Annotated in this window: 9 protein-coding genes; 1 reads left to right on the top strand and 8 read right to left on the bottom strand. The window is 44.4% G+C overall.

The window, feature by feature from the left end:
- Positions 1 to 55 precede the first annotated feature (55 nt).
- On the bottom strand, positions 56 to 1,132 hold the full coding sequence (gene prfA, locus RYO92_RS02060; RefSeq protein ID WP_315369326.1) for a peptide chain release factor 1: 1,077 nt from the start codon (positions 1,130 to 1,132) through the stop codon (positions 56 to 58).
- Positions 1,133 to 1,340: 208 nt separating this feature from the next.
- Between prfA and RYO92_RS02055 the strand changes: the two genes are divergently transcribed.
- Entirely contained in the window at positions 1,341 to 1,631 is a 291-nt protein-coding gene (locus tag RYO92_RS02055; protein ID WP_314667215.1) for a glutaredoxin, read from the top strand.
- A gap of 379 nt (positions 1,632 to 2,010) precedes the next feature.
- On the opposite strand, the gene RYO92_RS02050 is transcribed toward RYO92_RS02055, so the two are convergent.
- From RYO92_RS02050 to RYO92_RS02020, 7 genes are all read right to left on the bottom strand, one after another.
- Positions 2,011 to 3,204: a MalY/PatB family protein gene (locus RYO92_RS02050; RefSeq protein ID WP_315369325.1), complete on the bottom strand. Its 1,194-nt coding sequence runs from the start codon at positions 3,202 to 3,204 to the stop codon at positions 2,011 to 2,013.
- 105 nt (positions 3,205 to 3,309) lie between these two features.
- Complete coding sequence (locus tag RYO92_RS02045; RefSeq protein WP_314832900.1) at positions 3,310 to 4,098, bottom strand: acyl-CoA dehydratase activase; 789 nt, start codon at positions 4,096 to 4,098, stop codon at positions 3,310 to 3,312.
- Between the two features lie 32 nt (positions 4,099 to 4,130).
- Positions 4,131 to 5,282 (bottom strand): double-cubane-cluster-containing anaerobic reductase, encoded by a 1,152-nt coding sequence (locus RYO92_RS02040; protein ID WP_315000360.1) that lies wholly within the window; start codon positions 5,280 to 5,282, stop codon positions 4,131 to 4,133.
- Positions 5,283 to 5,324: 42 nt separating this feature from the next.
- Entirely contained in the window at positions 5,325 to 6,089 is a 765-nt protein-coding gene (locus tag RYO92_RS02035) for an amino acid ABC transporter ATP-binding protein (protein WP_315369324.1), read from the bottom strand.
- A 164-nt stretch (positions 6,090 to 6,253) separates the two neighbouring features.
- Complete coding sequence (locus RYO92_RS02030) at positions 6,254 to 7,207, bottom strand: transporter substrate-binding domain-containing protein (RefSeq protein WP_315369323.1); 954 nt, start codon at positions 7,205 to 7,207, stop codon at positions 6,254 to 6,256.
- Between the two features lie 145 nt (positions 7,208 to 7,352).
- Positions 7,353 to 8,027 (bottom strand): amino acid ABC transporter permease, encoded by a 675-nt coding sequence (locus RYO92_RS02025; RefSeq protein ID WP_331612379.1) that lies wholly within the window; start codon positions 8,025 to 8,027, stop codon positions 7,353 to 7,355.
- 221 nt (positions 8,028 to 8,248) lie between these two features.
- Positions 8,249 to 9,148, bottom strand: coding sequence for an AraC family transcriptional regulator (locus RYO92_RS02020; RefSeq protein WP_315369322.1), 900 nt, complete (start codon positions 9,146 to 9,148; stop codon positions 8,249 to 8,251).
- Positions 9,149 to 9,251 lie beyond the last annotated feature (103 nt).

Here is a 9,251-nt window from a genome sequence, read left to right as displayed (position 1 = left end):
ATTTTATTATACAAAAATCCCCCCTTTTCCCCATTAAGAAAAGGAGGCATTTTCCTTAATTCTTCTCTTCCAATCGTGCCAGTTTCTCTGCCTGATCCTCGGTAATCAACGGGTCAATTAAGAGATCCAGATCCCCGGAAAGCACCGCATCAATATTGTAAAGAGTAAGCTTGATTCTATGATCTGTTACTCTTCCCTGGGGGAAGTTGTAGGTACGAATCTTCTCGGAGCGGTCTCCCGTTCCCAACTGAGAACGCTTCTCCGCCGCATTTTCCGACTGCTGCTTTTCCAACTCGATTTCATAAAGTCTTGCTCTCAGAAGTCGCATAGCCTTCTCTCTGTTTTGTACCTGAGAACGCTCCTCCTGACACTCTGCCACAAGGCCGGTAGGCTCATGAATCAGTCGAACCGCAGAAGAAGTCTTATTGATATGCTGTCCACCGGCTCCGGAGGAACGGAAAACTTCCATGCGCACATCTGCAGGGTTAATCTCCACCTGCACATCCTCTACTTCCGGCATAACCGCCACCGTTGCGGTGGAGGTATGGATTCTTCCCCCACTTTCCGTCTCCGGTACACGCTGTACTCTGTGTACCCCGGACTCATACTTCAGCCGGGAGTAAGCGCCGTGACCGTCTACGATAAAGACCACTTCCTTTAAGCCCCCAAGGCCCGTTTCATTAAAGGAAACCAGCTCCGTCTTCCAGCCTCTTTTTTCCGCATAGCTGGTGTACATTCTATAAAGAGAGGCGGCAAATAAAGCAGCTTCCTCTCCTCCCGCTCCCCCGCGGATTTCCATTACGATGTTCTTGTCGTCATTTTCATCCTTAGGTAAGAGGAGAAGCTGAATCTCCTTGGTAAGTCTCTCCTGGTCTTCCTTGGCCTGTTGCAACTCTTCCTTGGCCATCTCCAGAATTTCCTTATCCTTTTCATTGTCCAAAAGGGAAAGAGCCTCCTCTTCACTTTGCTCCGCCTTTCGGAAAGCCAAATAAGCCTTGTAAATCGGCTCCAGACTGGTCTGCTCTAAAATCAACTTTTTATACTGACTAATGTCGGAAACCACCTCCGGAATCGTCAGATTATGCATAATTTCTTCGTAATGCTTTTTTACTTCTTCTAAATTTTCAAACATCCTTTACTCCTTGTAATGGAATTTTCTAAAAATGGGATTCTTTAAATAGCATACACTTCTAAAGGATTTTCCCTCCTTAGAATATGCACTCGCAAAGGGAACTATAAAGCAAAAAGCCTCCCCCTGTCAAATGGGATTTCCCCTTGACTCTATGCTACATTTTCGTATAGTGATAAGGAAAAAGAAAATCGTTAAAAAGGAGGAAACTATGAAGGTTCAAATCGTTGGCAGTCATCTTTGTCCGGGATGCAGAGAAATTCTGGAGGAAATGAAGAAAAGAAATGTAGAGGTGGATTTTGTTAATATTCTGGAGGACTTCCCCTCTCTGAAATATTATCTGATGTTACGGGAGCAGGAGGACTGCTACGCAGAGATTCGGAAGCAGGCTCTTCAGTCTGATTATCCTGAAAATGGCAGACTGGGCATCCCCTGCATGATTCTTCCGGATGGAAGAAAGTTCTTGGATATGGATGAGGCTATCGCGGCTTTAGAAGCTTAACTTGAAAAGGGCTAAAAAATCAAATAGCTTCGTTATGCAATATAGGTCTGAAGTGGGACACGCTCTCACTAGCCTCGCCCTGCGCGGTGAAGGACTGCACTCGCTATAAGAAGACGCTCTGACACAGTGTGGGGCTATAATTAGGGCACGCTCCCGCTAACTTCGCCTTCGCAGCGGTACTAACTTCAAGCTTCGCTTTAGCTCGCTTTCAGTAAGAACCGGCGGGCTCAGATTGCCCTTATTATAGCCCCACACTGTATCATTCGCTTCAATTATTGATTTTACAGACCTTCACTTCGCCGGTCTTTCGCAAGTATCGGGCTCAGACTACTCCTCATTTAGACCTATATTGCCGAAATCTATTTATTATTATGATTTTTTAGCCCTTTTTCTTCTTTACCGCTTCGCAAATCCTCTTTAGACCTTCCTCCACAATGCTTCTGGGGCAGGCTAAATTCAGGCGGATAAATCCATCGGAATGTTGTACAAACATATTGCCTCCTTCTAAAAGAACGCCGGCTTCATACGCAAAGAAGCGGGGAAGCTCTTCCTCCTTCGAAAAGTAGGCGCTTAGGTCTACCCAAGCCAAATAAGTCGCTTCTGAAATCTGCATTTTCGCCTTCTCTAAATGCTCTTCCAGATAGGACTTTGTAAAGGCAAAGTTGTCATCCAGGTATTCCTGTAATTCTCTTAGCCAGGGCTCTCCCTTTTCATAGGCTGCCTGGGCCGCGGCAATACTCAGAGGATTGTCAAAATTATAATGCTTATTGTTCCAAAGCATCCTCAGTCTTTCTTCCCGAATCAAAATATTGGAAATCATGAGTCCTGCCATATTAAAAGTCTTGCTGGGCGCCATGCATGTTACCAATTTCTTATATTCCGGCATTATCTTTCCCAAGGGGATATGCTTTTGATTTTTCCGAAGTAAATCGCAGTGAATCTCATCGGAAATCACATACAAATCATTTTCTTGAATGATTTCAGCCAGCTTCTCCAATTCCTCTTCTCTCCATACCCGACCTGTAGGGTTATGAGGATTACAGAAAATAAAAAGCTTCGCCTCCTTGGCTTTCTTTGCAAAGTCATCATAATCTATGCGGTAAATTCCATTTTCATTGATTAAATCCGAACAAAGCACTTCTCTTCCGCTTGCCTTTGCCGCATATTGAAAAAAAGCATAGGAGGGGGTAAAAAAGAGTACCTTCTCTCCCTCTTTACAAATGTGCTCTACCAGCTCATATAAAGCCGGAATAATGCCGTTGGACATCACCAGCTCTTCCCTTGGAAAACTGAATCCGTATCTTCTTTGACACCAGGAAAGGAAGGCTTCATAATAGTCCGGTTCAAAAACTCTGGTATAGCCGAAAATCCGTCTTTTCAGCCGTTCTTCTATTCCTTCGATAACCACATCCGGCGTAGCAAATTCCATATCCGCCACCCACATACGGATAAATTCCTCATCCTTATAGGGAAAGCTCATACTTCCGTCATCATGGAAAATATACTGGCGAAAGCCGTCCGTATTCAGGGCGTTGGTGTGTCGTCTGTCAATGATTTCATCAAAATTGTACATGATTTGCCTCTTTGATCCATTTTTCTGCCGTAGGCTTGAATGCCAATATCCCAAGCAATTTCATACTGCACTTCTTGTATTGCTAATTCGGCAAATTATCCGAACTTACATTCTGCCCTTTTCCACCTGTTCCTTGGCTAAAACCGCAGCCCCAAGGGCTCCGGCATAGCGGGCATTTTTATGGGAATGAATGGGCTTGCCGATTTTCTCCGATAAAATTTCCTGAAAATAGGCCGCTTCACAAAGCCCTCCGGTAAGATAGACCTCCGGGCTTTGGTCTCTAAGTCTTCCCAACATTTGCACGACCTTTCCGGCAACGGATTGCAGAATGCCGTAAGCAATGTTGGCTCGTTCAATTCCCTGTCCCACTAAGGAAATCACCTCTGATTCCGCAAAAACCGTACACATGGAGCTGATTTTTACTTCTTCGGTATGCTCCTTGGCAAGAGAATTCAATTCCTCCATGGAAATGTTTAAACGGTTTGCCATAACCTCCAAAAACTTCCCTGTTCCTGCAGAGCATTTGTCATTCATAAAAAACTCTTCCACGGTTCTCCCCTTACAGGTAATCACCTTGGTATCCTGACCGCCCACATCAATCACGTTCATGGCCTCATTACCAAAAAGAGCCATGGCTCCTTTGGCATGGCAAGTGATTTCCGTCATGGTTTTTCCCGCAAAAGCCACTGCATTTCTGCCGTAGCCTGTGGCAATACAGGCATAGTGCTCTTCATCCATTGGCTCTTCCAATCGTTCTCCAATGGACTTTAAGGCTTCAAAGCTACTCCAGCCGGTAGGCACGGAAAAGGCTTGAAGAATCTCGCCTTTTCCGTCTAAAACCACCGCCTTTCCTGCTGTGGAGCCTATATCAATTCCTAAATATTTTCTTTCCATCTTCCCTTTCCTATACTAAATCCAAAAAGGAATTACAGCATCTCAATAAATGCTGCCACACGGGTATTTAACTGTCCCACATCAGACTGAGAGTAGTCCGTCTCCACGTTAAGGTAAGGAATACCCTTTTCTTCATTCACAAAACGACGAATCTTATTGGTCTCAATAGCATAGGTGTGGCAAGCCTGCAAGGTCATATCCAAAACGCCGTCAGCATGATATTCCGTAATCATCTCATCCAGGCTCTTAAAACGATTGTGGTTTGGTGTCATAACAGAACAGCCGATTGCCAAGTATCTTCTGGAAATTGCCTCATAGATATCTTCAGCATTTTCATCCACCTGAATGCCGATAGCTTTTTCTCCTGTGCAATTCTCATAGCCTACAACCACACCGCCATTTTCCTCAACGGCACGAATCACCTTCTCTGTTGCTCCTCCAATAGGACAGCCGGTAATTAAGATACGTGGGCGCTTCTCAAAATGCTTTCCTGCCTTATATTCCTCTTCGGTCTTCTGCTTCAGGGCAATCACTTCCTCAGCCAATGCCGCTCTGTCAAACTTAAAGGTGGAGCCGTAAAGCACCTTGAATACATCATAGCCGGAAATCGGTGTGGGGTCATACTTCATTAAGCCGTAGAAATCCTTTAATGCCTGATTTGCCCGGTTATTGACTCTGGTAGCTTCTCTTACCATCTCATCGGTAATTTCCACCTGGAACTTCTCGGAAAGATAATCCTTTAAGCGGATAATCTCGTTACGATAAAGCTGAACCGCCGCCTCTGTCTGCTCATGGGGCAGGCGAAGGAAGAAAACATCCTTGAACTCACTCATCAGTTCATACATTTTCTTCTTTCCGTCACAGGTACTTTCTCCCACAACCACATCGGAAAAATAGAAGAAGGGACACTTATCGGTTTTTGCAAAGCCATAACTGGACTTAATCAAAGGACAAAGATTCTTGGGAAGATCCTTCTCCGCCTCTGCAATGGTTTCATCGGAAGTGGAACAAAGAGAAACGCTGGCTGCTCCTGCCGCCATGGCAATTTCCTTCGGAAAATAAGTACAATAGGATCCTACAATGGGCTTCCCCTGATCCTTCCATTCCTTCACCATTAAGAAGGACTTCTTTCTCTGCTCCGCAAAGCTCTCAAAAATCTCCGGTAATTCCTGTACAAGTTGCATGTTTAGCTCCTTTCCAAATAGACGCAAGTAAAATATATTGTGCTACAGCTCCTCTTCCCTCCTGACAAAGGAGAGAAACTGTTGTAACCTTTCCTGTTTGGTATCGGAAAAAAACTCCTCCGGCGGGGCATCCACCTGAATCTTTCCTTCTTCCATAAATAAAATCCGGTTGGCCACCTGTCTGGCAAAGGAAATTTCGTGGGTGACGATAATCATGGTACGCCCTTCCTTCGCTACTTCCTGTATTGTGGCTAAAACTTCTTTTACCCACTCCGGATCCAAGGCGGAGGTGGGTTCGTCAAATAAAATCACCTCCGGATTCACCGCCAATGCCCTGGCAATTCCTACTCTTTGCTGCTGTCCCCCGGACAGCTTGGACGGATAGAAGTCCATTCTATCCCCCATCCCTACTTGCTCTAAAAGTCGCTTGGAAATTTCTTCCGCCTCAGCTTTGGGCATCTTTTGCACCTTCGTTAAGGCTTCCATAACATTTTCCAAGGCAGTTTTATTCTTGAAAAGGTTGAACTGCTGAAAAACCATGGAAGATTTCCGCCGTAAAGCGTATACCTCTTCCTTTGTATGGGACTTTGCATCCACCCTACATTCCCCGATGCGAATCTTTCCTTCGCTTGGTACCGTAAGATAATTTAAGCAGCGAAGCAGGGTGGACTTTCCCGTTCCGGAGGGGCCAATGATGGCTACAATATCCCCTTTACGAATCTCTAAGGAAATATCCTTTAAAACCTCTGTGCCCCCCGGAAAGCTTTTGGACAAATGTTCGATTTCTATGAGTACTTCTTTCTCCACGGACTGTCCTCCCTACTTCTATGCATAATCCTTTACATACTTCTTTGTATACTTCTTTGTATGCTTCTTTACATACTTCTTTGTATGCTTCTTTACATAATTCTTTGCATACTTCAATATGTACTGCTGTATGAATACTCTTCTTATACTCTTCCGATTATTTCTTATTCCACGGTAAAACCAAGCTCACTGTAAGGAATAATGTTCTTGGTCATATCGGAATACATATATTTCTCTACAATCTTTGCTACAGTTCCGTCCTCCAGCATTTCGGAAAGAACCACATTTACCTCATTTCTTAAAGCCTTACCCTCATCAGTTTTTGCAAAGTAGTAAGCAACGTCGTTGGCATAAAGTCGCTCATCCAAGAAACGAAGCTTATTGTTGCTGGCATTTTCCCACTTATAGACTGCGGAGTCTGTGGAAGCAAAGGCATCCAGTCTTCCCAAGAGAACATCCTGATATCCTGCGGAACCGTTCTCTCCCTCATACAGGGTTACAGTAAAGCCCTTTTCCTGCCCCATTCTTTCAATGGTCTGCTGGGCAGCCTGTCCGTTTAATACTCCAACCTTCTTATCCTTTAAATCATCGAAGGTCTTAATGGCACTGTCTTCCTTTACCACTACGCACTGTGCATCTCCATAGTAAGGTACGGAAACCAAATACTTCTGCACTCTGTCAGCATTTACCGCATAACAGTTTGCCGCCACATCCGCTCTTTTCGCATTCACCTGTCCGAAGGTTGCTCCGGAGCCGGTGGCCTGCATCACATCAATGGTCCAACCGGTTCTGTTTCCTATTTCCTTCCAGATTTCCGCATCAATACCGGTCCAGTTGCCCTTGTCATCAATCAAGCTGTATGGCTCTCCCCCACCGCTGGTCGCCACATGGACGGTTCTTCCTTTTGTGATTTCCACCTTGGCACTATCACTGCCTGCCTTCTCTGTAGCTTTCTCACTTTCTCCCGCCTTCTCCTCGGCTTTCTCAGAAGCCGCCTCAGTAGCCTTCTCACTGGCATTTTCGCTTCCTGCCGCAGTTGTTGCACTCTTGGCTCCTCCACAGGCATTTAATGCCAATGCAGCCAAGGCCAAAGCAATCCATAAATTCTTTTTCTTCATTTTTCTTCCTCCCTATACAAAAGTTTCGCTTTTCCAAGCAGTAGCCAAGTTTTCTTTGAATTTCCGTATAAAAGCTCTTTCACCAGGAAAGCTTTATCCCAAAGCGCTGTCGATAAGCCAAATACGCCTACAGCATTTCTTTCCTTTAGTAAGCTTCCTTCAGTCGCTTCTCCACTATTTTCCGGAAAAAATCAAAGAAACTGATTACAACCCAGTACACCAGCATTACCGCCCCGTAGACTTCAAAGTATCGGTAGCTTTGGGAACCTTCCGTTCTGGCTGCTCCCATAATATCTGGAACCCCCAGCATAAAGGCCAGGGAACTGGATTTGATCAGATTGATAAAGTCATTAAAGAGGGGTGGTATAGCCACACGAATTGCCTGGGGCAAGACAATGCGGTATACCACCTGAAAGTGAGTCATCCCTAAAGACAGAGCCGCTTCTTTCTGTCCTTCTTCTACAGACATCAGGGCTCCTCGGATGCTTTCTGACATAAATGCTCCAACATTGACACTCAGCACGAAGGCCACAGCGGAAATCGGTGTCATATCTCTTACCAAGACACTGTAAACCGCCAAGCCGAAGTAAAAGAAATACAGCTGGGCAACAATGGGGGTTCCCCGCATAAAGGAAACCAAAAATTTACATAAGGGATTTAAAATCGGAACCTGATAATAAGAAATAACGGCAATCAAAATGCCTAAAATCAGGGAGAAAAATGTTGCGATTAAAGCGATTTCCAGGGTTACGGGAACCTTCATGAAAATCTTCGGAATTACAGAAAAAAAATAAGAAACATCAAACATTGCGCTATCCACTTTCCTCTATACAAGCCTTAAAATTCGTGTCAAAAAGAAAATTTTTCTTTTCATAGGATAAACGAAAATGTATAGCATGACAAATTCTGAAAACTTATAATTCGCCATAATTATAGGAAATTTAAATATGTATTTGTATGATTTCCCTCATTGAAAAAGAGAGCCTATCGGCTCTCCTGAAGCTGATATCTCTCTTCTGTATACCTTTATCTGTCTGCCTCTTATGCTTCCTCCGCCAAAGACCGGATAGACTGGGCATACTCCGAAGGAGACATATCACATTCCTTTTTAAACTGCCGGGAAAAATAATGAATGGAGGAATAGCCCAGCTGGTCCGCAATCTGGGTGAAGTTTAGCTGTCCCTCTCGAATCATCCGTTTTGCGGTATCCACCTTCATCTTATGGAAGAGCTCCATCACGCCCATGCTTCCCACCTCCTGAAAGAGCTTTTGCAAATGGGAGCGTCCCAAAAGCATATCTCTGCAAATCTCTTCAATCGTCAGCTTATCCTGCAGTCTTCTTTCCAAATACTCCACCACACTGTTATAAAGCTCCCGTTTTCGATTTCCCTTTTCCACAAAATACTCCGTACTTCTCCCCGGCAAGGGCAAAGAAAAATATCTTCTGTACAGGGAAATCAAAAACTCCGACAAATACTGCCGAATAAGCTGCTGTCCGCCGAAGTTTTGCTCCGAAGAAAAAAGCAGCTTCTTCTGATATGGTTGATCCATTCTTCCGCTGAAAACATTGCTGCCCTCCTGAATGATTTTTGATAAAATACGCTTTTCCTGCTCCGTAACGGAAAGGCATTTTCTGCGAAAATGCCAAAGGGCAGGACTGTGACAGTAAAAGCTGATGACCACAAGGCTGGGTGCACTCTTTCCGTTGGTTAAGACATTATGAAACTCATTGGGTTCATGGAAGAGTATTTCTCCCTTTTTCAGGGGAATCGCCTTCTCTCCCGCAATGGCCGTGATTTCTCCGGAATCCACACAAACAAATTCCCAAAAGGGATGAGCCTCTCCGGGAAAAGCAAAATCTTTATGGTATTGAAAATAATGAAGAGATACCAGTTCCGAAATCTCTATAGAATCCTGCAAATACACGCTTTCATAATCCATAAGTCCTCCTAGTACTGCACCTTCCTATCGTCTGTACTATTCGATTATACCAATTAAATCGCTAATCATGCAAATATATATTCCCATTTTTTATGCTTTTTGC

Origin of the sequence: Oribacterium sinus, from assembly GCF_963553175.1 — a bacterium.
Classification (GTDB): domain Bacteria; phylum Bacillota; class Clostridia; order Lachnospirales; family Lachnospiraceae; genus Oribacterium; species Oribacterium sinus_B.
This window is presented reverse-complemented; position numbering and strand designations above follow the sequence as displayed.

Excerpts from the sequence above, each read along its gene's own strand:
- RYO92_RS02045 (WP_314832900.1), bottom strand. The coding sequence starts at position 4,098 with ATGGAAAGAAAATATTTAGGAATTGATATAGGCTCCACAGCAGGAAAG.
- RYO92_RS02040 (WP_315000360.1), bottom strand. The coding sequence starts at position 5,282 with ATGCAACTTGTACAGGAATTACCGGAGATTTTTGAGAGCTTTGCGGAG.
- RYO92_RS02050 (WP_315369325.1), bottom strand. The coding sequence starts at position 3,204 with ATGTACAATTTTGATGAAATCATTGACAGACGACACACCAACGCCCTG.
- prfA (WP_315369326.1), bottom strand. The coding sequence starts at position 1,132 with ATGTTTGAAAATTTAGAAGAAGTAAAAAAGCATTACGAAGAAATTATG.
- RYO92_RS02020 (WP_315369322.1), bottom strand. The coding sequence starts at position 9,148 with ATGGATTATGAAAGCGTGTATTTGCAGGATTCTATAGAGATTTCGGAA.
- RYO92_RS02055 (WP_314667215.1), top strand. The coding sequence starts at position 1,341 with ATGAAGGTTCAAATCGTTGGCAGTCATCTTTGTCCGGGATGCAGAGAA.
- RYO92_RS02030 (WP_315369323.1), bottom strand. The coding sequence starts at position 7,207 with ATGAAGAAAAAGAATTTATGGATTGCTTTGGCCTTGGCTGCATTGGCA.